Raw genomic sequence first — 19,926 nt, forward strand, 5'->3', positions numbered from 1 at the left:
ATGCCTCGCGTCAGGTGATCCATGGTCAGAAGGCACAGCAAATGACAAGACCCGATCTGACAGTCAGGGGCGGCGGCATCTTTGGTCTGTCTGTCGCATGGGAAGCGGCCCGGCGCGGCGCGCGCGTGCGGCTGATCGAGACGGATCGGATCGGGGCGGGATCGTCGGGCGGCGTGGTCGGTGCGCTGGCCCCGCATGTGCCGGAGAACTGGAATGAAAAAAAGGCTTTCCAGCTGGAAAGCCTGCTGATGGCCGGGGCGTTCTGGGCCGAGGTTGCTACCGTTTCGGGCCTGCCCACAGGCTATGCCCGGTTTGGCCGCCTGCAACCGCTGGACAGTGCCGAGGCTGTCGCGCGCGCTCAGGACCGGGCCTTGGAGGCTCGGTCCTTGTGGCAAGGGCGTGCTGAGTGGCAAGTGGTTGCTGCCACAGGGAAAGGTTGGGAACCTGCAAGCCCAACGGGCTTGCTGATCCATGACACCCTGTCTGCCCGGTTGCACCCGCGTCTGGCGGCTTTGGCTTTGGTGCAGGCGATCCGGGCCAAAGGGGGCGAGGTGGTGATCGGTAAGGCGGAGGCCTCAGGCCCGGTGATCTGGGCCACGGGTCTGGCAGGGTTGCTGGCGCTGAATGACGATTTAAAGCGCCGCGTTGGCGCCGGGGTCAAGGGGCAGGCGATGCTTTTGGCCTATGACGCAAGCGATCTGCCGCAGATGCAGGTCGATGGGCTGCATATTGTGCCCCATGCGGATGGCACAGTGGCGATTGGGTCAACGTCAGAAAACCAGTGGGATGATCCCATATCGGTGGACGCGCAATGCGATGCTCTGCTGGGTCGGGCGATTGCGGCTGTGCCTGTTTTGCAAGACGCAAGGGTTATGGAGCGCTGGGCCGGCCTGCGCCCCCGCGCGCGCAGTCGCGCGCCGATGCTGGGGGCCTGGCCGGGGCGGCCGGGGCAGTTTGTGGCCAATGGCGGGTTCAAGATTGGTTTTGGCATGGCGCCAAAGGTGGCGCAGGTGATGGTGGATCTTGTGCTTGAGGGCGCCGACCATGTGCCCTGCGGGTTCCGGGTGGAAGCTTCGCTGTAAGGGGGGCTTTGGCCCAAATGGCCGGGGGCTCTGCCCCCGGACCCCCGGAGTATTTTTGCCAAGATGAAATCAGCGGGCGATTTGGCTGCGCAAAAGCTGCATCAGCTCTGTCAGCCCCTTTTGCGCGCGTTCGTCTTTGAGGTGGCCCTGATCGTCAAAGGCAGCGCCTGAATTTGCGATGAACACCTCTGGCCCTGGCAGCAGGTGCGGACGGAACGGGATGAGGCAATGGCGCAGCGAGAATTGCGATCGCTCGCCCCCGGCGCGGCCTGCCGCGGCCGAGAGGATGGCGACCGGCTTGTCGCGCCATGGGCTGCCCTTGGTGCGGCTGACCCAGTCGAGCGCGTTCTTCAGCACGCCGGACAGGTTCTTGTTATACTCTGGCGTGGCAATCACCACGGCATCGGCGGCGGTGATCTGGTCGGCGAGGGCTTGCACTTCGGATGGGATGCCCTGTTCCTCCAGATCGCCGTCGTAGAGTGGCAGGCGCAGGTTGGCTTCGGTAAAGGTGCAGTCGCCAAAGGCGCGGACGGCTTCCTGCATCAAAAGGCGGTTGGTGGAGGCCGCACGGAGGGAGCCACAGATGCCGAGAAGGGTAGGGGTCATTGCAAGCCTTGCTGGATCAGGGACAGGGACAGCGGCGCGATAAGCGCCGTCGCAACGGCATTTAGCGCCATGCCAAGCGCTGCAAAGGCTCCGGCGGTGGGATGAACCTGTAATGCGCGGGCGGTGCCGATTCCGTGGCTGGTCAGCCCCACCGCAAAGCCGCGCGCGCGCCAGTCTTTCAGGCGCAACAGGTTGAGGAGCGGCGTGGCGACAATTGCCCCTGTGATCCCGGTCAGGATCACGAGAACGGCTGTCAGCGTGGGCGATCCGCCGATGCGTTCTGCGATGCCGATGGCGACAGGGGCGGTGGCCGATTTGGGAGCGAGCGAGGCCAGCACCGTTGCATCCACGCCCAACGCCGCGCCGATGGCCAGGGCCGACAGCGCGGCGGTGAACGAGCCTGCGATCAGGGCTGCCAGCGTGGGCCAAAGGGCGCGGCGTAACCGGGGCAGGCTGTCATAAAGCGGCAAAGCAAGGGCCACCGTGGCCGGGCCAAGCAGGAAATGGACGAACTGCGCGCCCTCAAAATACGTGGAGTAGGGGGTAGCGGTCAGATGCAGCAGCACCGCGAGGGCCGCGACGGCGATCAGCACCGGGTTGACCAGCGGGCTGCGCCCTGCGAGCCGGAAACAGGCATCCCCCAGCGCATAGGCGGTCAGGGTGGCCGTCAGCCACAGGAGCGGGCCTTGGGATAGATAGCTCCAGATTTCGGCGAAATCAGTCATCGCGTGATCCTGTCAGCCAGGCCACAAGGGCAAAGGTCAAGGCGCCCGCGGTGATGGCGAGGATGGTAGAGCCGACAACCGCCAGCAGGATGGCGGCGGTCTGGGTGCCAAGCGTGGCGAAATGGCCCACCACGCCGACGCCTGCGGGCACGAACAGCAAGGACAGATGCGACAGGATCCCTTGTGCGGTGGGGCGGATCAGAGCGGCAAAGCGGGGTGAGGCGATCAGTGCGGCCAGCATCAGTACCATGCCCAGAACCGGGCCGGGCAGGGGAAGCGACAGGACGCGGGCGGCGGACTCTCCCAGCACCTGGCAGATCAGAATGGCGATCAGGGCGTGAAGCATGGGTGTGGCCTTTGGCTGTTTTGGCAACCCTAAGACCTTTGGCACAAAAGAAAAGGGCGGCTGTGGGGACAGCCGCCCTTTGGTCCGGGGGAGGTGGTTATTCGGCGGGAACGGCCTGTGTTTGCACCGCGCCAAAGTGGCGGCGGTTCAGCGCCAGCACCAAGAGCACCATGGCGATCTGCACCATCACCAGCACCGACGTCAGCGCCCAGTAGGCAAAGCCGAACTTGGCCAGCAACCCTGCACCGACCAGCGCCTTGTTGATCCAGAACTGCAGCAGAACCGACAGGCCGACACCGGGGCAGACCAGACCATAAGCGCCCGCTGATGGTGTGGCCGAGGTCATGAAGCGCGCCACATAGTCATGCTTTTTCAGGATCGACAGACCAAAGCCGAGAAAGCCGATCTGCACCGCCAGAAGCGCTGTCAGGAACCACAGATCGTCACCCGGCGCGGCATGCACGCCAAAATGCACGTGCAGGCCATGGCTTTGACGCAGCATCAGGATACCCAGAACGGTCACCAAGGGTACGATGTTCATCAGGGTCGGGATCTGTTCGGCCACCGTGCCATGTTGCAGCATAGCCAGCAGGCCAAGGATGACGCCAACCGCTGCCCAGACCACAGCGATCACCAGCACAATGGTGGACAGCACCAGCGCGATGCCCGCCACGGTGGGCGAGGTTGACAGCGCCGCCGGGGCCGACATGCCCACGCCGATCATGCCAAGCGCAAAGGCGGGCTGCACTTGCAGGAACGATCCCGCTTTGGTCATGTCAAAGGTGCCTGCCACGGACAACCGCGCAATATGCGCGCCCATCATCTGCAGGGTCATCACGGCAAGGGCTGCAAACGCCATCAGCGCCAGCGGGAACAGGTATTCCACCACGCTCCACAGCCCCGGCACAAAGGCCAGACCGGCGGAGAAGCTGACATTGACCGTCATCGCCAGCATCAGGGGCAGGCCGAACAAGCCGGCGCCGGCGTTGGAATTCTGAACTCCCGCAAAGCCGGGGCTGCGTTTGAAGTCTGCATAGCGGCGCAGGTTCCAGATCATCAGCCGCACATGCTGGACTGCAAAAAACCCAAGGCCCAGATAGGCGAGAGCGATCATCGCCTGTTGTAATGGGGTGCCGATGGCAAAGGCGCGGGCCACGTCTTCAAAGATCGGCACTGGCTGGCCGGGGTGTGGCACCCACATATAGAGCCAGAGGAAAAAGGTCACAGCAATCCCACCTGCGCCAAGCGCAGACAGGAAATAGGGCGGGGACCATTGGTCGGCAGGGCGGGACAGGGTTGGCATGATGGGCCTCCTACAAATTCATAATCATGAATATGAATATATGTGACCCATCCGTCAAGACATTCTATCAGAGCTGGACAAGGTGTCGCGGGGCGCGCGCGTCGGGTCTTTTGGCTGTCCGGGCTTTTTCAGACCGCGCGCTGAAAGATCAGGGTTGTGGGGCGGTCATAGCCCGGATGGCTGCCGCGCCCGACCTCGGCGAAGCCCATGGCGCGAAAGGCGGCATGATTTTCCACCAATTCGATCCGGGTCTTCAGTTCGAGGATCGGCAGGCCCAAAGCACGCGCCCGCGCAGCGGCAGTGTCGATCAACACCCGAGCCAGACCGCGCCCTCGCCGGCTGCCTGCGACGGCCAGTTTGCCCAGATACAACGCCTGTGGTTTGACCGTCAGGAACAGGCAGGCCACGGGCGGCGCGCCGATCACCCAGACCTCACCCGTTTGCGCCTGTCCGGCAATCGCATCGCTGGTCAGGGCGTGCATCGAAGATGGCGGGTCGATCCTGCCCTCCATTGACGCGAATTCAGTCTGGATCAGCCGCAGAATGACAGACCAGTCATAGGGGGCTTGGGCTTCGTGCGGGGTCATTTTCCGGGGCCTTTCACGGTCAGGCTACAAAACGCGAAACCAAATCCTTCGGCAAGTGACCAAGATGTTGGGGATAACCAGCGCGAGACCGCCAGATACGGGGGCACCCCTGTTGACTCTGGCCGCCCCAATGCACGACCATCGCCACCTTGCGACTCAACGAGGCACAGGTGCGCTTTTCCCGGCTTAGGCTCAACGGCTTCAAAAGTTTTGTCGACCCCACGGATCTGGTGATCCATGAGGGGCTGACCGGTGTTGTTGGGCCAAATGGCTGCGGCAAGTCCAACCTGCTGGAGGCGTTGCGCTGGGTCATGGGCGAAAACCGCCCGACCGCCATGCGTGGCGGCGGGATGGAGGATGTGATTTTCGCCGGGGCCGCCACGCGCGGCGCGCGGCATTTCGCCGAAGTGTCCATCGTTATTGACAATCAGGACCGTCTGGCACCCTCTGGTTTCAACGATGCCGATACCATCGAAATCGTGCGCCGGATCACCCGCGATGCGGGATCGGCCTATAAAGCCAATGCCAAGGATGTGCGCGCCCGCGATGTCCAGATGTTGTTCGCCGACGCCTCTACCGGGTCACATTCCCCTGCGCTGGTGCGGCAGGGACAAATCTCGGAACTGATCAACGCCAAGCCCAAATCCCGCCGCCGCATTCTAGAAGAAGCGGCGGGTATTTCGGGGCTTTATGCCCGTCGGCATGAGGCGGAACTGAAACTCTCGGGGGCCGAGCAGAACCTTTTGCGCGTCGATGATGTGTTGGAGGGGTTGGCGCAACAGGTCGCCACCCTGACCCGTCAGGCCCGGCAAGCCGCCCGCTACCGCGAAATCGGTGAGGAGCTGCGCCGGTCAGAGGGCATGCTGTTGTTCCGCCGCTGGCGCGAGGCCGAACAGGCCCGCGCCGAAGCGGAAGCCCAGCTGCGCGACCGGCTGATGGCCGCGGGCAAGGCCGACATGGCCGCCCGCGCAAGTGCCAAGGCGCGCGAGGCCCGCGAAGACGCCCTGCCGCCCAAGCGCGAGGAAGAAGCGGTCGCCGCCGCCATCCTGCAACGCCTTGTCCTGCAACGTGACGCATTGGGTGACCAAGAGGCGCGCGCCATGCAGCTGATTGAAACCCTGCGCGGCCGCATTACCCAGCTTGACCGCGATATGGAGCGTGAGGCTGGGCTGAACCGAGATGCGATTGACACCATCAGCCGTCTGGACTGGGAGATCGAGCAACTGCTGCGTGCCCATGATGGTCATGACGACCGTCTGACTGAAGCCGCAGATGCCGCGCGTGATGCGGGGGCGATCCTGTCAGACCGCGAAACCCTGCTGTCACAGGCCACCGAAGATTCTGCCCGTCTCGCCGCCCGCCATCAGTCAGTGCAGCGCTTGCTATCCGATACCCGTGCGACCGTAGACCGCGCCGAGGCCGAGGCCGCACGTGCCCGTGATATGGTCGCTGCTGCCGACTCCGCCCGCGAAACTGCCGTTGAGGCATACGCCGCTGCAACCGAGGGTCAGGAAGACGCCGCCGCCTTGGCCGAAGCGGCAGAAGAGGCGCTGGAGCAAACCGAAACCGCCCGCGCCGAAGCGCAAGGCCGCGAGGCCGAAGCCCGCGCCGCGCGTGGCGAAGCCGAAGGCGAGGCCAACGCCCTGCGTGCCGAAGTCGCCGCCTTGGCCCGGCTGGTCGACCGCGAATCGCAAGCTGGCCACCAGCTGCTTGACCGCCTGACAGTCGAACCGGGGTATGAAAAAGCCCTCGGTGCTGCCCTGTCAGATGACCTGCGCGCGCCCGAGGTCGGGGCCGAGGCGCCCTCTGGCTGGGCGGTGCTGCCCGGCTATGACGATACTGCGCCGCTGCCCGCAGGTGCGCAACCGCTCGCCAGCCATGTCGGTGCGCCGGGTGTGCTGGACCGCAGGCTTTCCCAGATTGGCCTCGTCGACCGTGCGCTGGGTGCCAGACTGCAACCCATGCTGCAACCCGGCCAACGCCTTGTCAGCCTTGAAGGCGACCTCTGGCGCTGGGACGGGTTTCGCGCCTCTGCCGAAGATGCGCCCTCTGCCGCCGCGGCCCGCCTGCAACAGCTTAACCGGCTTGTGCAACTCAAACTTGATCTTGAACAGGTAGCCGCCCGTGCCGAAGGCGCCAAGCGCGCGCATGAGGCGTTGCAGACCCGTCTTGCCGATCTTGCCCGCGCTGATCAGATGGCCCGCGACGCGCGCCGCGCCGCCGATGCCCGCGTGACAGAAGCCAACCGGGCCGCAAGCCGCGCCGAAGCTGAAGCCTCGATCGCCGGGGGCAAGCTGGAGTCGGCCAGACTGGCTGTGGCCCGCTATGAAGACGAGGCGATGGCCGCCCGCACCCGCCTGCGTGAAGCCGAAGGCTCAAGCACTGACCTGCCCGACCTTGACGCCGCCCGCGACCGGGTCGAAGCCGCCAAGGTCGCGGTCGAGGCCGCGCGTCTGGCCATGCTCACCCGCCGCTCTGCCCATGACGAGCTGCGCCGCGAAGGCGAAGCCCGAGTGCGCCGCCGCCAAGAGGCAACCAAGGAATTGTCCGGCTGGCGTCACCGTCTGGACACTGCCGAAAAGCGCAGCACCGAACTGGCTGAACGCCGCGCGCAAACCGAGGAGGAGTTGGACGAGGCCAGCGCCGCCCCTGAAGAAATCGCTGCAAAGCGCGAGGAACTCTCCGACGCCATTGACACCGCCGAAGCCCGCCGCCGCAAAGCCGCCGATGCGTTGACCGAGGCCGAAACCGCTCTGCGAGAGGCGCAACTTGCCGAACGCGACGCTGAACGCCAGAACGGCGAGGCCCGCGAGGCCCGTGCCCGTGCCGAGGCCCGCAACGATGCGGCCCGCGAGACCGTGGCCTATGCCGCTGAACGTATCGCAGAAGACGCTGACTGCAACCCGGCAGAGCTTTTGGCCTCATTGGCGGTTGATCCTGACAAAATGCCAGATGCAGAAACCCTTGATGTCGAAGTGCAGCGCCTGAAGCGTCAGCGCGAAGCGCTTGGTGCGGTCAACCTGCGCGCCGAAGAAGACATGGCCACAGTCGCAGGTGAACATGCGACGCTGCTCAAGGAAAAAACTGATCTGGAGGAGGCCATCAAGAAACTACGTGCCGGAATTTCGGGGCTGAACAAAGAGGGCCGCGAACGCCTGCTGACCGCATTCGAACAGGTCAACCAGAACTTCGCCACCCTGTTCACCCACCTCTTTGGCGGCGGAGAGGCGCGCCTCGTTCTGGTCGAATCCGATGATCCGCTAGAGGCTGGGCTGGAAATCATGTGCCAGCCCCCCGGCAAGAAACTTGCTACCCTGTCGCTCTTGTCCGGGGGGGAACAGACCCTGACCGCGCTCGCCCTGATCTTCGGCGTCTTCCTCGCCAATCCTGCCCCGATCTGCGTGCTGGACGAGGTGGATGCGCCCTTGGATGATGCCAACGTTACCCGCTTCTGCGACCTCCTTGATGAAATGGCCCGCCGCACAGAAACCCGGTTCCTGATCATCACCCACCACGCTGTCACCATGGCCCGGATGGACCGGCTGTTCGGCGTCACCATGGCTGAACAGGGCGTCAGCCAGCTGGTCAGCGTCGATCTCAAGAAAGCCGAGGCGCTGGTCGCATGATTGACGCGCTGCGGCAGGCGGGCTTTCTGGCCGTAGAGGCCGAAGGTGGCACAATTCACGCCCGCCTCTGGTCCGGTTCGGTCGATTTTACCGCCACGCGTGCTGGCGATCAGTGGCAGCTCGCCCTGCACTGGCCGGTCCGCGCGTCTAAGGCGCAACGCGAAAGCTGGAACGCCAGTCACCCGCATGCCCTGATGGACATCCATCAAGGCGAAACCCGGCTGTTGATGCGCGTGCCCTGTGACAGCCTGCACGCCCTCCACCTCTGGGCCGCCCTCGCCGAACAGGCCGTGGCCCGCCTCACCCGCTGGCGCCGCATGCAACGTCAACCGGGCGAAGGCTACTGAAACTCTGCCGGATTGCTGCTTTCAAAATACTCCGGGGGCGTCCGAAGGACGGGGGCAGCGCCCCCCACGCCCGAGGCAAAGGCCTCTTGGCCGTCGCCGAGGTGACTCCGTGCGGCGTAGCCGCTCCGCCAGATCAATGCGTGCTCAGATCAAAGCGCGTTCAGCAGTGCCATGGTCGGCCAGGCATCGGCAGGGAGGCCAAGGCGCTGTTGTTCCTTCTGCACGGCAGCACGGGTGCCAGAGCCCAGAATGCCGTCGATCTTTCCCACATCATGTCCCCGCGCCGCCAGCTTTTCCTGTAATCGCATCATTTGCGCGTCATCCAACCCCGGCTCTGGATTGCCCGCATCATAGACTGGTGCACCGTCCAGCCTTGTGGCGAAATAGGCGCCGGTCAGCACATAGGTAAAGCTCTGGTTCCAGTCGAACAGCGTGTGAAAGTTTGGATAGGCAAGGAACGCCGGGCCAAACCGTCCCTGTGGCAGGATCAGCGATGCTTCGCCCCCGGCCAGCGCGCCGCTGCGCCCTGTAACCCCCATCGCTTGCCATTGTGCCACCGGCAGTCGCACCTCCAGCCCCGACAGCGCCCAATCCATCTGCGCGGGCACCGCAACCTCGGCCAGCCAAGGCTGCCCCGCCTGCCAGTTGTGGTGCTGCAATAGCCGCGCGCCTGACAGCAGCGCATCGGCAACGGATGTTTTCAGCGTCACATGCCCGTCACCGTCGCCATCCACCCCGCGCGCCAGAATATCGGCGGGCAACATCTGCACCATGCCGATCTCTCCGGCCCAGGCACCCGTGGTGTCGGTGGGCAGATCGCCCTTTGCGTGCAGGGCTATCGCCGCCAGAATTTGCGGCTGAAACAGGTCTGGCCGCCGGCAATCATGGCCCAGCGTCACCAGCGCATCGCGGGTGTTGAAATCACCCTGCACCGCGCCGTAATCGGTCTCAAACGCCCAGAACGCCAACAAGATGCCCTTTGGCACTCCGTATTCTGCCGCTGCACGGTCAAAGATCGCCGCATGTTGCACGGCCAGTGCGCGCCCCTTTTCCAGCCGGTTCTGTGAAATCAGCCGTCGCGAAAAGTCGATGAAATTCATCCGGAACACGCCTTGTGACCGATCCGCCTTAAGCACACGATCATCAATCTGCGCACCCAGCAGATAGCTGCGCGCGGCCTCTACCGGTAGACCGGCGGCGACCGCTTCAGCGGTCATCGCGGCGGCGAAATCCGACAATCGCCCCCCACAGGGGGCAGCAAGGGCGGGGCTGCTCATCAGCAGCAGGGCAAGGGCACAGCGCATCCGGGCAGCCTAGATCAGCGCGACCACGGCAACAAGCGCCAGCATCATCGCCCATGCCCGCCACAGGGCACGGCAGGCGGCGTCCACATCATGCGGCCCCGCATCCCGCCGCCCTTCAGGCCAGACCCATGGAAAATCTGACATCACCCCATGATAGGCGCGCGGCCCGGACAGGGCGATATTCAGCACAACCGCCATCGCCGCCTCGGGCCAGCCTGCGTTCGGGCTGCGGTGCAAGGGCGCGTCGCGCAGAATGGGGCGTGCATTGATATGGCCATGCGAGACTGCGATCAAAAGCGCCGTCAGCCGCGCGGGGATCAGATTCAACAGATCGTCAAACCTCGCAGAGGCCCAGCCGAATTCCTCGTGACGGGGCGTGCGATGGCCGATCATGCTGTCGGCAGTGTTGGTGATTTTATAGACCAGCATAAGCGGCAGCCCCCCGATCAGGAACCAGAACGCGGGCGCGATTACCCCGTCTGACAGGTTCTCGGCAGCGCTTTCAATCGCGGCGCGAGAAACGGCGGCTTCGTTCATTGCCGCTGTGTCGCGCCCGACGATCATTGCCACAGTGCGCCGACCTTCCGTCAAGGAAATACGCAGTGCGTCAGCCACTGATCGGACATGATCGACCAGTGATTTTTGCGCAAGCAGGATCGCGGCCAGAATACCCTCGAGCAGCCCGAAGTCGGGGATCAACGCGATGGCATGACCCAGAGCGTAGGCCCCCAGCACCATCATGGCCAGCGCCGCCACGCCCTTGGCCCGGCGGTGCCTTCCTGCGTTCAGGCGCAGGTCCAATCCCCCAACCACGCTGCCCATCAGCACCGCCGGATGCGGGATGCGGTCCCAGATTGCGCGGGGCTCTCCAAAGGCTGCGTCCAGCAGCATCGCAAGAAACAGGATCATCGCGCTTGTCCCCCCCCTAAGGCAGGGCAAGCCTGCTATCCCAAGGCTTTACACCTCTGATTCGCGGGGCAACAGAGGGTCTGGCCTGCGCGAGTGTTGCAAAATGCGATAAAATCGGCACGTGCGACTGGGATTTGTGATCTTGCGTCTGCATGTCACGCGATTGACTTGATTTTAACCGAATGTGGATCAGAATTTCGAATGTGGGAGCAGGAGGTCGACGTGCTGGAATTTTTGCCGCAAGAGATTCGTGACGGGCTGGATGCCGCGCGCAAGCGTGAGGCAAGGCGCAAATCCCGTCTGCGGGTTCAGGTCGGCGAAGCAGTGTTTCCGGTCCTGCGCTTCTGGCATGACGGTTTTGTGCTTGATGGCGAACTTACCCCGCATCTGCGTGGTCTGGTCGATGTGTACGATGGTGCCAACCACATCTTTCAATGCCTGATCGTTGCCTCAACCATGGAAAACGGCGATCTGGTGTGTGAGTTCAAACGATCAACCGCTGTGCAGGACAAGGCCCCGCTGGATTTCTGGCGTGATGAAAACGCACCCGTAGCCTATCTGCCGCGCGCTTGATCTGTGGCCGGGCAGGGGCCTGATCGGCCCCCGCCAGCTGCTATTGCAAATCGCCAAACGCCGTCTGCAAGCGCGCCACCGCATCCTCAATCCGCGCGCGGGGGGTGGCGATGTTGAACCGCAGATAGCTTTCGCCCCCGGTTCCGAACGTCTCGCCGTGATTGGCGCAAATCTGCGCCGCCTTTTCCACGCGCGCCTTGAATTCAGCAGGTGCCATGCCTGTTCCGGTGAAATCCACCCATGACAGATAGGTCGCCTCCAGCGGCATCGACCGCAGACCGGGAATGGCATTCACGCCTGCGTCAAAGATCTGCCGGTTGCCATCCAGATAGGTCACCAACGCATCAACCCAGACCGCCCCTTCAGGCGAATAGGCGGCTTCGGCCATATGCATCCCGAACGAGTTGCCCGAAATCCCCATCGCCATGATTTTCGACGCAAACTTCGCCCGCAGCGCATCATCTGCAATGATCACATTGCCGATATGCGCGCCCGCGATGTTGAAAGTTTTGGTCGTGGCGGTCAGCATCACCAGCCGATCCGCAATGTCGGGCGCGGCCAGCGGCATGGCAATATGGCGGTGACCCGGCATCACCAGATCATGATGGATCTCATCCGACACCAGAATCAGATCGTGGCGGGTGCAGAAATCAGCCACGCCGCGCAATTCCTCGGCTTTCCAGACCCGTCCGCCCGGATTGTGCGGTGAACACAGGATCAGCATGGATTCGCCCCCGGTCATCCGCGAATCCCAGGCCGCAAAATCTATCTCATAGCGCTCATCCACCAGCGCAAGCGGGCATTCCACCACCACACGCCCCGCCGCTTTGATGGTGCGCGCGAATGCGTGATAGACCGGGGTCATCAGCAAGATCCCGTCCCCCGGCGCTGTATAGGCATCCACCACCAGCCCGGTCGCGTTGACCAGCCCATGTGTGGTGAAAATATGGTCGGGGTTCAGCGCCCAGCCGTGCCGGGTCTGCATCCACCAGCGGATCGACTCGCGGTAGGCCGCATCATCGCCATAATAGCCATAGACTCCATGTGCGGCCATTTTCTCTACCGCTGCCTGGACGCAGGCGGGTGGGCGGAAATCCATATCCGCCACCCACATTGACAGACCTTTGTCTGCGGGCACGCCATACAGACGCTCCATCATATCCCATTTCACGGAATGGGTACCAAAGCGGTTGATCTGGTCGTCAAACTGCATGGTCAGCCTTTTTTCAGAGTGTTCGGAGCAATTACAGGATAATAGGCGCGAAGTCGCTTTGAAAGTGCCGGCCTGATATATGCGGTATCTTGCAGTGGATTGGCCGGGCCGAGACAGCCGCCCGCCCTATCGCCCCCTTGCGCGAATACCCCTTGCGCCGTAAATCATGCCCATGATCCGCCCCATCCTGATCCACCCCGACCCGCGCCTCAAGAAGCCCTGTGACACAGTGGCGGTCTTTGACGGCGATTTGCGTAAACTCGCCGAAGACATGTTCGAGACGATGTATGACGCGCCCGGCATCGGCCTTGCCGCTCCGCAGATCGGTGTGATGCAACGCGTGCTGGTGATGGATTGCATCAAGGATGGCCCGCCGCGCCCGATGGCGCTGATCAATCCGCGTGTGGTCTGGGCGTCGGAAGACCTGTCCAGCTATGAGGAAGGGTGCCTGTCGATCCCCGACCAATACGCCGAGGTGCGCCGCCCTGCCGAGGTGCGCGTCGCGTGGCACGCCCTAGATGGCTCTGAGCAGGAAGAACAGTTCGCGGGCCTTTGGGCAACCTGCGTGCAGCACGAGATTGACCATCTGGAGGGCAAGCTGTTCATCGACTATCTTGGCCCGTTGAAGCGCCAGATGATCACCCGCAAGATGGAAAAGCTGAAGCGTGAACGCGCGCGGCAGGGTTGAGTATGGCGGTTCTCCCCATCCTGCGCTGGCCCGATCCGCGCCTTGCCACGCCTTGTGCACCCGTGGGGGCCGAGGATGTGTCACTTCTTGCCGCTGACATGCTGGAAACGATGTATGCCGCCCCCGGTCGCGGGCTTGCGGCACCGCAGATTGGCGTGCTCAAACGCTTGTTTGTGATGGATGTGGCGTGGAAAGGCGGCCTGCCCGCGCCGCGTGTCGTGATCGATCCGCAAATTCTGTGGCGCTCGGATGACACTGCCACGGGGTCCGAGGGCTGCCTTTCGATTCCCGGCATCACCACTGATATCACCCGCGCCACGCAAATCCGCATGGCATGGACCGACCAGAACGGCCAGCTACATGAGGAAATCCTGACCGGATTTGCCGCGATCTGCGCCCAGCACGAATACGACCACCTTGACGGCGTCGTGACCTTTGACCGCATGGCCCCCGACCTGAGCGCTGCGGTGCAAGCAGCTTATCTGGACCAAACCCCCACATGACCCGCTCCTGTATTCCATGGCCGCACCCGGTGTTGCGCACAAAGGCCGCCGAAGTGGCCGAGATTACCGACGAGATCCGCGCCCTTTGGGCCGAGATGATCGAGGTAATGGATGCCATGCCCGGCTATGGCCTTGCCGCCGTGCAGATCGGTGTGCCGTTGCGGCTGGCGGTTGTCGATTGCTCTGACGCGCGGGGGCAGGCCATCTGCATGGCCAACCCCGAAATCCTGCATGCCAGCGGACAGTTGCGCGAGCATGAGGAAGCCAGCCCGAACCTTCCCGGTGTGTCCGCTGTCATCAAGCGCCCGCGCGCGGTCACGGTGCGCTATCTTAACGATCAGGGCGTGGTCGAAGACCGCGATTTTGTGAACCTCTGGGCGACATCGGTTCAGCACCAGATCGATCATCTGGCTGGCAAGATGTATTTCGACCGTCTGTCGGCGCTGAAACGCAAGATGCTGATTGCAAAGGCGGAAAAGGCGCGCAAACGGCTATGAAACTTATCTTTATGGGCACGCCAGACTTTTCGGTTCCGGTGCTGGAGGCGCTGGCGGCACAGCATGACATCGTTGCCGTCTACACCCAGCCCCCGCGCCCTGCCGGGCGTGGCAAGGCAGACCGCCCCAGCCCGGTGCATCAAAAGGCGCTTGCCCTTGGCTTGTCCGTTCGCCACCCCGCCCGGTTGACAGATCCCGTTGACCAAGCCGAGTTTGCCGCGTTGCACGCGGATATCGCCGTGGTAGTCGCCTATGGCCTGATCTTACCGCAAGCGGTGCTGGATGCGCCGCGTCTTGGCTGTCTGAACATCCACGCAAGCCTTTTGCCGCGCTGGCGCGGGGCCGCGCCCATCCACCGCGCCATCATGGCTGGCGACAGCCACACCGGCATCTGCATCATGCAGATGGAGGCGGGGCTGGACTCCGGCCCGGTGCTGTTGCGGCAGGAAACCCCGATCAACCCGCAGGAAACCACCGCCGATCTGCACGACCGTCTGTCTGCCATGGGTGCTGCGCTGATCGTGCAGGCGCTGGACCAGTTGCCCTTGACCCCGCAGCTGCAACCCAAGCAGGGCATCACCTACGCCACGAAAATCGACAAGGCCGAGGCGCGGATCGACTTCACCCAAACCGCCGAAACCGTTGATCGCCAGATCCGTGGCCTGTCGCCATTCCCCGGTGCATGGGTGCAGATCGGGCCAGAGCGGGTCAAACTTCTCCGCTCCCGCCTAGCCGAAGGCCGCGGCACACCGGGCCAGGTGCTGCACGGCTTTACCATCGCCTGCGGCACCGGCGCCGTGGAGATCACCGAGGCACAACGCGAGGGCAAACGCCCGATGCCCGCCGCCGAAATCCTTAAAGGTCTGCGCCTGCCCACGCATCTGGCCTAGCCAAGCCCGCCCCGGCCCCCCATATTGGCCCCAACAATGGAGGCCACCATGCCCATCATCGCCCTGATCATCATTGGTGCCGCTGCGGGTTTCATCGCCACGCGGATGATGAAACTTGAAACCGATGTGCTGACCACCATTGCCATCGGCGTCTTCGGCGCGCTGATCGGCGGCTTTGCGCTACGCTTCCTGATCACCATCACCGGCTGGATGGCGGGGTTTGTCGGCGCGGTGCTAGGGGCCATGGTGCTGATCTGGCTGTGGAAAACCTATATTGCTAAGTAAGCCGCTTGATCGCGTCTTTCAGCCTGAAGCCTTTGTCGCCCGCCGCCTGCCACAGCATTTGCCCCTGCCATGCCGCAAACAGCAGCGCGGCCGCCTCGCGCCCCTTGGCACCGCCGCCCAAGCGCACAGCCAGTGCTTGTTCGACCCGCACCCGCCATGCCATTGCACGCAGGCGAAGGGTTGGGTCGTCCAGATGCGCGACCAGCAGCGGCAGATCCGCAGCGTCGCCGCTGGTTTCGCTTAGCGCCTTGATCAGCATTTGCGCGCCCTTGACCGACATATCAGACTGCCCTTCGGCCGCATCCGTTGCCCGGTCCAGTGCGTCCCAGCCAGCCAGCAATGCTTCGCGCACCATCCCGTCCTGACTGCCATAGCGTTGCACGAGCGTTGGCGCTGCCAAACCGGTGGCACGCGAGACCATGGCAAAACTTGCCCCCCGCTCGCCCGATTGGGCCAACAGAGTACGGATGGCTGAAAAAACGACGGGATCGGGAATGATTTTTGTTCGTGGCATCGCCTGATTGTAAACGATCGTTCGTCTGTTGGGCAAGCCTTAGCGTTTCGGGGGCAGGGTCCGGGGCGGGCGGGGGCGATATACCGGCAAACGCCAGCCAAACACCAGACTGCCCGCGCGCAGCGTCAGCGTCACCAACGCACAAGTCAGAAGCGCAAATCCGCCCTCTACGCCTGCCAGCCCGGCCAGAACAGCAGCCACACCCCCGGCAAAGGCGCAGGATACATACAGCTCACCCTGCTTCAGCACCAACGGCACCTCGTTGCACACCACGTCGCGCAACAGCCCGCCCATGCAGCCTGTTACCATCCCCATGATCAAGACCACTGGCCAGCCCATGCCTTGACCCAAGGCCGCCGCCACCCCGGCAGGCACAGCGACCGCCAAAGCAAACGCATCCAGCCACAGAATCGCGCGGTAGCGGCTTTCCAGCAGATGCGCTGCAAAGAACACGATCACAGCGGCAAGCGTGGCCACGCCCAGCATCATCGGGTCAACGATCCAGAATACATCGCGGTCCAGCATCACATCGCGCAGCGTGCCGCCGCCCGTGGCTGTAAGGCTGGCAATGAAGATAAAGCCCACGATATCAAGCTGCGCCCGGCTTGCGACCAGCGCCCCGGTCAGCGCGAATACCGCGACGGACGCGTAATCCAAAAAGGGCAAAAGCCATAAAAGGCCCTGCGCCGTGGTCATGGTTTGCCCGGCTTGAAAGGAGCCATTCCGGCGCGGGCCAGCGCATCGGCGCGTTCATTTTCGACGTGTCCGGCGTGGCCCTTGATCCAGCGCCATTCTACCTTGTGCCGCGCCTGCGCCGCCTCCAGCCTTTGCCACAGCTCAATGTTTTTCACTGGCTTGTTGTCTGCGGTTTTCCAGCCCCTGCGCTTCCAGCCGTGGATCCATGTGGTCACGCCGTTTTTCACATAGGCGCTGTCGGTTACGATGATCAGATCTGATGCGCGCGACAACGCCTCCAGTGCGGAAATCGCGGCCATCAGCTCCATCCGGTTATTGGTGGTATCCGGCTCGCCGCCTTGCAATTCGCGTTCTTTGACCACCGCGTCGCCGTCGCGGGCGATCATCAGCACCCCCCAGCCCCCCGGACCGGGATTGCCGGAACAGGCACCGTCAGTATAGGCGAAAAGTTGCGGCATAGGGCCTCCCGTTGCTGCGCAGGGGATAGGCTGCGGGCGCGCAGGGGTCAACGCCCGATCAGCTTGCAATCGGCACGATCAGACAGGCCAGCACCACCAGTGTCAGCCCGGCGCGAAACCGCAGCCACCAATCCGGGGCCGTTCCCATCTTCCAGAAGTGCCAGTCCAGCATGACGAGCCCGACAAAGCCGGCAAAAAGGTTTACCGCCGCGTCGCCGGGGCTGCCGTTAACCATGAAATACGCCCAAAGCGCCGGGGCGACCGACAGGATATAGCCCACTGCCGCCTCTGGCCCATCCGCCTTGGTGGCAAAGCCCCACAACACGCCCGACATGAAAGACAAGATCACCGTGCCATAGGTCAGGCTGACATATGTGCCTATGAACAATGGCCCCACGAACCGACCGCCCCAAGCGGCCAATCCGGGTGACAGCGCGGTTGATGCCCCCCAGACAAAGGGGATCAATCCTGCAATCCCTAGAATAAGCGCCGTTCTGGGAATAGGCTCCAACATATCACCTTCAAAAATCTATCAGGCGGCAAGTGATAGGTTGCTCTGCGACGGGGTCCAGTCATTGAGGGGAAAATGACGGCGCTGTTGCCTCCCTGCCATGCGGTCAGGCGCGCTCCATCGCCAACCGCGCGCCCAGTGCCGCAAAAGATGCGGCAAAGGCCCGACGCATTCCGGTCATCAGGCGGGGCGAGGCCAGCACCGCATCGCGCCCCGACGCGGCAAGCCCGACATACAGCGCAAAGGTCACAAAGGTCATCGCGGTAAACCCGGCCCCCAACTCGACCATGGCCGCCAGACTGGTGGAATCCCCGGCAGGCATGAACTGCGGCAGGAAGGCTACGAAGAACAGCGGCAGCTTCGGGTTCAGAAGGTTCAGCACAATCCCGCGCCAGACCAGTTGACGCGCATTGCCCCCGTGTGACGCCTGCACCGCCATTGATCCGGTCGATTGCAACACCGCGTAGGCCATCCACAAAAGATAGGCTACGCCCGCATATTTGATGGTCTGGAACAAAAGCGCCGAGGTATGCAGCACCGCCGCCAGCCCCGCCATTGCGATGCCCAGGTGAAACACCGTTGCCAAAGTGCATCCACCCGCCGCCCAAAGCCCCGACCGAAACCCGCCTCCCAAGGTGACCGACAGGGTATAGACCACGCCAATGCCGGGGGTGATGCAAACGACAAAGGCGGTCAGCAGAAACTCTGGGCTCATCTGATCACCTTTACGGGCTTATGCAGGCTCGCGCAGGATGCGCGGGACCTTGAATTCGATATTTTCCTGCGCAGTTTCCACCAATTCCACCTTTGTTGTAAACCGCGCGCGGAAGGCGTCGATGACCTCATCCACCAGCACTTCGGGCGCGCTTGCCCCCGCAGTGATGCCAACCGACCGGATGCCCTCCAGCGCGCGCCAGTCGATATCTGTGGCCCGCTGGATCAGTTGCGCATAAGCGCAACCCGCCGCCGACCCGACCTCAACCAGCCGTTTCGAGTTCGACGAATTCGGTGCGCCGATCACCAGCAGCGCATCAATGCGCGGTGCAATCGCCTTGACCGCCATCTGACGGTTCGTGGTGGCGTAGCAGATGTCTTCATGCGCGGGGGCATTGATTGCCGGAAACCGCGTCTTCAGCGCCGCTGCGATATCCGCCGTGTCATCGACTGACAGCGTGGTCTGGGTGATGAACGCCAGCTTGGCAGGGTCGCGCACGACCAGCCCGGCCACATCGGCCACCGTTTCCACCAGCAGCACTTCGCCGGTGGGCAATTGGCCCATGGTGCCCACGGTTTCCGGGTGGCCTTCATGGCCGATCATGATCATCTGCAACCCGTTTTCGTGATGTCGCGCGGCCTCGTTATGCACCTTTGTCACCAAGGGGCAGGTGGCATCTACTGCGATCATCTCGCGCCGCGCGGCCTCGGCTGGTACCGCCTTTGGCACACCATGGGCGGAAAACACCACTGGGCGATCTTGCGGGCAATCGTCGAGTTCTTCGACAAACACGGCCCCTTGGGCGCGCAAAGCATCGACCACGAATTTGTTGTGCACGATCTCGTGACGCACATAAACCGGCGCGCCCCATTTTTGCAGCGCCAGTTCCACGATTTTTATCGCACGGTCCACACCGGCGCAAAACCCGCGCGGGGCGGCCAGATACAGGTGCAGAGGGGGCAGATCGGTCATGGCGGGCCTGTGGTTTGCTCTGCCCCAGAGGTAAGGCGATATGGGCCGCAGGTCCAGCCCCCGCAGCCGCTTTCAGCCCCAGATGCCCAGCCCGATCAGCGCCACCACTGCGTAGCGCGCTATCTTTGCAATCGTGACCAGAACCAAAAAGCGGGGCAGGGGCACCCGCAACGCCCCCGACAGCGCCACGATCAGATCACCCCCCGGTGCCCAACTGAAAAGCAGCGCCCAGACACCCCAACGCCCGAACCAGCCTTCGGCTTTTGCCTGCCGTTCTGGTGTAAGCCCCAGCCAGCGTGCGCCCCTGTCACCCCCCAGGCCCCGCCCCAAGGCATAGGTCACACAAGACCCAAGGATATTGCCCACAGAGGCCACAGCAACCAGCGCCCATACCGACAGCGTGCCCTGCGCCATCAGCGCAAGAAAAACCACTTCGGACTGAAAGGGCACCGGCGTTGCTGCCAGAAAAGCCGCTACAAAAAGCCCTGCAAGCGAGGTTCCGGTCAGCACGGCTGGAAAAAGGGGAAACAAAGGTTCATGCGCGCGGCTATCGCAAAGAAAGTGGTGCGATGCAAA

Annotated in this window: 24 protein-coding genes; 9 read left to right on the forward strand and 15 right to left on the reverse strand. The window is 63.3% G+C overall.

All coding sequences use genetic code 11. The features are described from left to right. Nucleotides 1–41 precede the first annotated feature (41 nt). Nucleotides 42–1,082: an FAD-binding oxidoreductase gene (locus Q8K08_RS15455; protein ID WP_305250640.1), complete on the forward strand. Its 1,041-nt coding sequence runs from the start codon at nt 42–44 to the stop codon at nt 1,080–1,082. 69 nt (nt 1,083–1,151) lie between these two features. On the opposite strand, the gene Q8K08_RS15460 is transcribed toward Q8K08_RS15455, so the two are convergent. The 5 genes from Q8K08_RS15460 to Q8K08_RS15480 all read right to left on the reverse strand — a co-directional run bounded on the left by Q8K08_RS15460 (nt 1,152) and on the right by Q8K08_RS15480 (nt 4,649). Beyond that, entirely contained in the window at nt 1,152–1,688 is a 537-nt protein-coding gene (locus Q8K08_RS15460) for an NADPH-dependent FMN reductase (protein ID WP_305250641.1), read from the reverse strand. After that, complete coding sequence (locus tag Q8K08_RS15465; RefSeq protein WP_304804671.1) at nt 1,685–2,413, reverse strand: LrgB family protein; 729 nt, start codon at nt 2,411–2,413, stop codon at nt 1,685–1,687. The genes Q8K08_RS15460 and Q8K08_RS15465 overlap by 4 nt, the downstream gene beginning before the upstream one ends. Continuing rightward, nucleotides 2,406–2,759 (reverse strand): CidA/LrgA family protein, encoded by a 354-nt coding sequence (locus tag Q8K08_RS15470; protein ID WP_305250642.1) that lies wholly within the window; start codon nt 2,757–2,759, stop codon nt 2,406–2,408. The genes Q8K08_RS15465 and Q8K08_RS15470 overlap by 8 nt, the downstream gene beginning before the upstream one ends. A gap of 97 nt (nt 2,760–2,856) precedes the next feature. Then, nucleotides 2,857–4,062, reverse strand: coding sequence for a hypothetical protein (locus Q8K08_RS15475; RefSeq protein WP_305250643.1), 1,206 nt, complete (start codon nt 4,060–4,062; stop codon nt 2,857–2,859). A gap of 128 nt (nt 4,063–4,190) precedes the next feature. Further along, the gene (locus Q8K08_RS15480; protein ID WP_304798547.1) at nt 4,191–4,649 is read right to left on the reverse strand and encodes an N-acetyltransferase; all 459 of its coding nucleotides are present in this window, start codon (nt 4,647–4,649) and stop codon (nt 4,191–4,193) included. 170 nt (nt 4,650–4,819) lie between these two features. Between Q8K08_RS15480 and smc the strand changes: the two genes are divergently transcribed. Beyond that, nucleotides 4,820–8,275: a chromosome segregation protein SMC gene (smc, locus tag Q8K08_RS15485; protein WP_305250714.1), complete on the forward strand. Its 3,456-nt coding sequence runs from the start codon at nt 4,820–4,822 to the stop codon at nt 8,273–8,275. Next, nucleotides 8,272–8,622, forward strand: coding sequence for a hypothetical protein (locus Q8K08_RS15490; RefSeq protein WP_304798553.1), 351 nt, complete (start codon nt 8,272–8,274; stop codon nt 8,620–8,622). The genes smc and Q8K08_RS15490 overlap by 4 nt, the downstream gene beginning before the upstream one ends. 149 nt (nt 8,623–8,771) lie before the next feature. Here the strand turns inward: Q8K08_RS15490 and Q8K08_RS15495 are convergent, their stop codons facing one another. Then, nucleotides 8,772–9,899, reverse strand: a complete 1,128-nt coding sequence (locus tag Q8K08_RS15495) for a lytic murein transglycosylase (protein ID WP_370870555.1) — start codon at nt 9,897–9,899, stop codon at nt 8,772–8,774. Between the two features lie 36 nt (nt 9,900–9,935). Next, nucleotides 9,936–10,835: an adenosylcobinamide-phosphate synthase CbiB gene (cbiB, locus tag Q8K08_RS15500; protein ID WP_305250645.1), complete on the reverse strand. Its 900-nt coding sequence runs from the start codon at nt 10,833–10,835 to the stop codon at nt 9,936–9,938. A 222-nt stretch (nt 10,836–11,057) separates the two neighbouring features. Here cbiB and Q8K08_RS15505 point away from each other — a divergent pair, with 222 nt between their 5' ends. Further along, entirely contained in the window at nt 11,058–11,408 is a 351-nt protein-coding gene (locus Q8K08_RS15505; RefSeq protein ID WP_304800162.1) for a hypothetical protein, read from the forward strand. 40 nt (nt 11,409–11,448) lie between these two features. Here Q8K08_RS15505 and Q8K08_RS15510 read toward each other — a convergent pair whose 3' ends face one another. Then, a complete protein-coding gene (locus tag Q8K08_RS15510; protein WP_305250646.1) occupies nt 11,449–12,621 on the reverse strand; it encodes a MalY/PatB family protein in 1,173 nt (390 codons plus the stop codon). Between the two features lie 172 nt (nt 12,622–12,793). On the opposite strand from Q8K08_RS15510, the gene def (Q8K08_RS15515) reads away from it, so the two are divergent. From def (Q8K08_RS15515) to Q8K08_RS15535, 5 genes are read left to right on the forward strand one after another with little or no spacing between them, the layout of a single operon-like run. Further along, complete coding sequence (def, locus tag Q8K08_RS15515; RefSeq protein WP_305250647.1) at nt 12,794–13,309, forward strand: peptide deformylase; 516 nt, start codon at nt 12,794–12,796, stop codon at nt 13,307–13,309. Nucleotides 13,310–13,311: 2 nt separating this feature from the next. Then, the gene (gene def / locus Q8K08_RS15520) at nt 13,312–13,812 is read left to right on the forward strand and encodes a peptide deformylase (protein WP_305250648.1); all 501 of its coding nucleotides are present in this window, start codon (nt 13,312–13,314) and stop codon (nt 13,810–13,812) included. Further along, nucleotides 13,809–14,309 (forward strand): peptide deformylase, encoded by a 501-nt coding sequence (def, locus tag Q8K08_RS15525; RefSeq protein ID WP_304800154.1) that lies wholly within the window; start codon nt 13,809–13,811, stop codon nt 14,307–14,309. Before def (Q8K08_RS15520) ends, def (Q8K08_RS15525) begins: the two co-directional genes overlap by 4 nt. Continuing rightward, a complete protein-coding gene (fmt, locus tag Q8K08_RS15530) occupies nt 14,306–15,199 on the forward strand; it encodes a methionyl-tRNA formyltransferase (protein ID WP_304800152.1) in 894 nt (297 codons plus the stop codon). The genes def (Q8K08_RS15525) and fmt overlap by 4 nt, the downstream gene beginning before the upstream one ends. 48 nt (nt 15,200–15,247) lie before the next feature. Next, complete coding sequence (locus Q8K08_RS15535) at nt 15,248–15,484, forward strand: GlsB/YeaQ/YmgE family stress response membrane protein (protein WP_305250649.1); 237 nt, start codon at nt 15,248–15,250, stop codon at nt 15,482–15,484. Here Q8K08_RS15535 and Q8K08_RS15540 read toward each other — a convergent pair. From Q8K08_RS15540 to Q8K08_RS15570, 7 genes are all read right to left on the reverse strand, one after another. Then, entirely contained in the window at nt 15,477–15,998 is a 522-nt protein-coding gene (locus Q8K08_RS15540; protein ID WP_304804756.1) for a transcriptional regulator, read from the reverse strand. The two genes, Q8K08_RS15535 and Q8K08_RS15540, sit on opposite strands and share 8 nt — an antisense overlap. A gap of 39 nt (nt 15,999–16,037) precedes the next feature. Then, nucleotides 16,038–16,694 carry a trimeric intracellular cation channel family protein gene (locus tag Q8K08_RS15545; RefSeq protein ID WP_304804759.1) on the reverse strand — a complete coding sequence of 219 codons (657 nt, stop codon included), beginning with the start codon at nt 16,692–16,694 and terminating at the stop codon, nt 16,038–16,040. Beyond that, nucleotides 16,691–17,152: a ribonuclease HI gene (rnhA, locus tag Q8K08_RS15550; protein WP_304804761.1), complete on the reverse strand. Its 462-nt coding sequence runs from the start codon at nt 17,150–17,152 to the stop codon at nt 16,691–16,693. The genes Q8K08_RS15545 and rnhA overlap by 4 nt, the downstream gene beginning before the upstream one ends. A 58-nt stretch (nt 17,153–17,210) precedes the next feature. Beyond that, nucleotides 17,211–17,663 (reverse strand): DUF3429 domain-containing protein, encoded by a 453-nt coding sequence (locus Q8K08_RS15555; protein WP_305250715.1) that lies wholly within the window; start codon nt 17,661–17,663, stop codon nt 17,211–17,213. A gap of 106 nt (nt 17,664–17,769) precedes the next feature. Then, nucleotides 17,770–18,378, reverse strand: a complete 609-nt coding sequence (locus Q8K08_RS15560; protein ID WP_304804766.1) for a LysE family translocator — start codon at nt 18,376–18,378, stop codon at nt 17,770–17,772. Between the two features lie 18 nt (nt 18,379–18,396). Continuing rightward, a complete protein-coding gene (ispH, locus tag Q8K08_RS15565) occupies nt 18,397–19,350 on the reverse strand; it encodes a 4-hydroxy-3-methylbut-2-enyl diphosphate reductase (protein WP_305250651.1) in 954 nt (317 codons plus the stop codon). A 72-nt stretch (nt 19,351–19,422) separates the two neighbouring features. Further along, nucleotides 19,423–19,860, reverse strand: a complete 438-nt coding sequence (locus tag Q8K08_RS15570; protein ID WP_305250652.1) for a YqaA family protein — start codon at nt 19,858–19,860, stop codon at nt 19,423–19,425. Between the last annotated feature and the right edge of the window lie 66 nt (nt 19,861–19,926).

This window comes from Pseudotabrizicola sp. (genome assembly GCF_030684215.1).
Lineage (GTDB): Bacteria > Pseudomonadota > Alphaproteobacteria > Rhodobacterales > Rhodobacteraceae > Pseudotabrizicola.

What these genes read in the sequence shown, in the direction of transcription:
- cbiB (WP_305250645.1), bottom strand. Translation starts at nt 10,835, where the DNA reads ATGATCCTGTTTCTTGCGATGCTGCTGGACGCAGCCTTTGGAGAGCCC.
- Q8K08_RS15545 (WP_304804759.1), bottom strand. Translation starts at nt 16,694, where the DNA reads ATGACCACGGCGCAGGGCCTTTTATGGCTTTTGCCCTTTTTGGATTAC.
- def (WP_304800154.1), top strand. Translation starts at nt 13,809, where the DNA reads ATGACCCGCTCCTGTATTCCATGGCCGCACCCGGTGTTGCGCACAAAG.
- rnhA (WP_304804761.1), bottom strand. Translation starts at nt 17,152, where the DNA reads ATGCCGCAACTTTTCGCCTATACTGACGGTGCCTGTTCCGGCAATCCC.
- Q8K08_RS15490 (WP_304798553.1), top strand. Translation starts at nt 8,272, where the DNA reads ATGATTGACGCGCTGCGGCAGGCGGGCTTTCTGGCCGTAGAGGCCGAA.
- Q8K08_RS15475 (WP_305250643.1), bottom strand. Translation starts at nt 4,062, where the DNA reads ATGCCAACCCTGTCCCGCCCTGCCGACCAATGGTCCCCGCCCTATTTC.
- Q8K08_RS15510 (WP_305250646.1), bottom strand. Translation starts at nt 12,621, where the DNA reads ATGCAGTTTGACGACCAGATCAACCGCTTTGGTACCCATTCCGTGAAA.
- Q8K08_RS15460 (WP_305250641.1), bottom strand. Translation starts at nt 1,688, where the DNA reads ATGACCCCTACCCTTCTCGGCATCTGTGGCTCCCTCCGTGCGGCCTCC.
- Q8K08_RS15540 (WP_304804756.1), bottom strand. Translation starts at nt 15,998, where the DNA reads ATGCCACGAACAAAAATCATTCCCGATCCCGTCGTTTTTTCAGCCATC.
- Q8K08_RS15470 (WP_305250642.1), bottom strand. Translation starts at nt 2,759, where the DNA reads ATGCTTCACGCCCTGATCGCCATTCTGATCTGCCAGGTGCTGGGAGAG.
- Q8K08_RS15480 (WP_304798547.1), bottom strand. Translation starts at nt 4,649, where the DNA reads ATGACCCCGCACGAAGCCCAAGCCCCCTATGACTGGTCTGTCATTCTG.
- Q8K08_RS15560 (WP_304804766.1), bottom strand. Translation starts at nt 18,378, where the DNA reads ATGAGCCCAGAGTTTCTGCTGACCGCCTTTGTCGTTTGCATCACCCCC.
- Q8K08_RS15535 (WP_305250649.1), top strand. Translation starts at nt 15,248, where the DNA reads ATGCCCATCATCGCCCTGATCATCATTGGTGCCGCTGCGGGTTTCATC.
- def (WP_305250647.1), top strand. Translation starts at nt 12,794, where the DNA reads ATGATCCGCCCCATCCTGATCCACCCCGACCCGCGCCTCAAGAAGCCC.
- ispH (WP_305250651.1), bottom strand. Translation starts at nt 19,350, where the DNA reads ATGACCGATCTGCCCCCTCTGCACCTGTATCTGGCCGCCCCGCGCGGG.
- Q8K08_RS15465 (WP_304804671.1), bottom strand. Translation starts at nt 2,413, where the DNA reads ATGACTGATTTCGCCGAAATCTGGAGCTATCTATCCCAAGGCCCGCTC.
- Q8K08_RS15495 (WP_370870555.1), bottom strand. Translation starts at nt 9,899, where the DNA reads ATGAGCAGCCCCGCCCTTGCTGCCCCCTGTGGGGGGCGATTGTCGGAT.
- Q8K08_RS15455 (WP_305250640.1), top strand. Translation starts at nt 42, where the DNA reads ATGACAAGACCCGATCTGACAGTCAGGGGCGGCGGCATCTTTGGTCTG.
- def (WP_305250648.1), top strand. Translation starts at nt 13,312, where the DNA reads ATGGCGGTTCTCCCCATCCTGCGCTGGCCCGATCCGCGCCTTGCCACG.
- fmt (WP_304800152.1), top strand. Translation starts at nt 14,306, where the DNA reads ATGAAACTTATCTTTATGGGCACGCCAGACTTTTCGGTTCCGGTGCTG.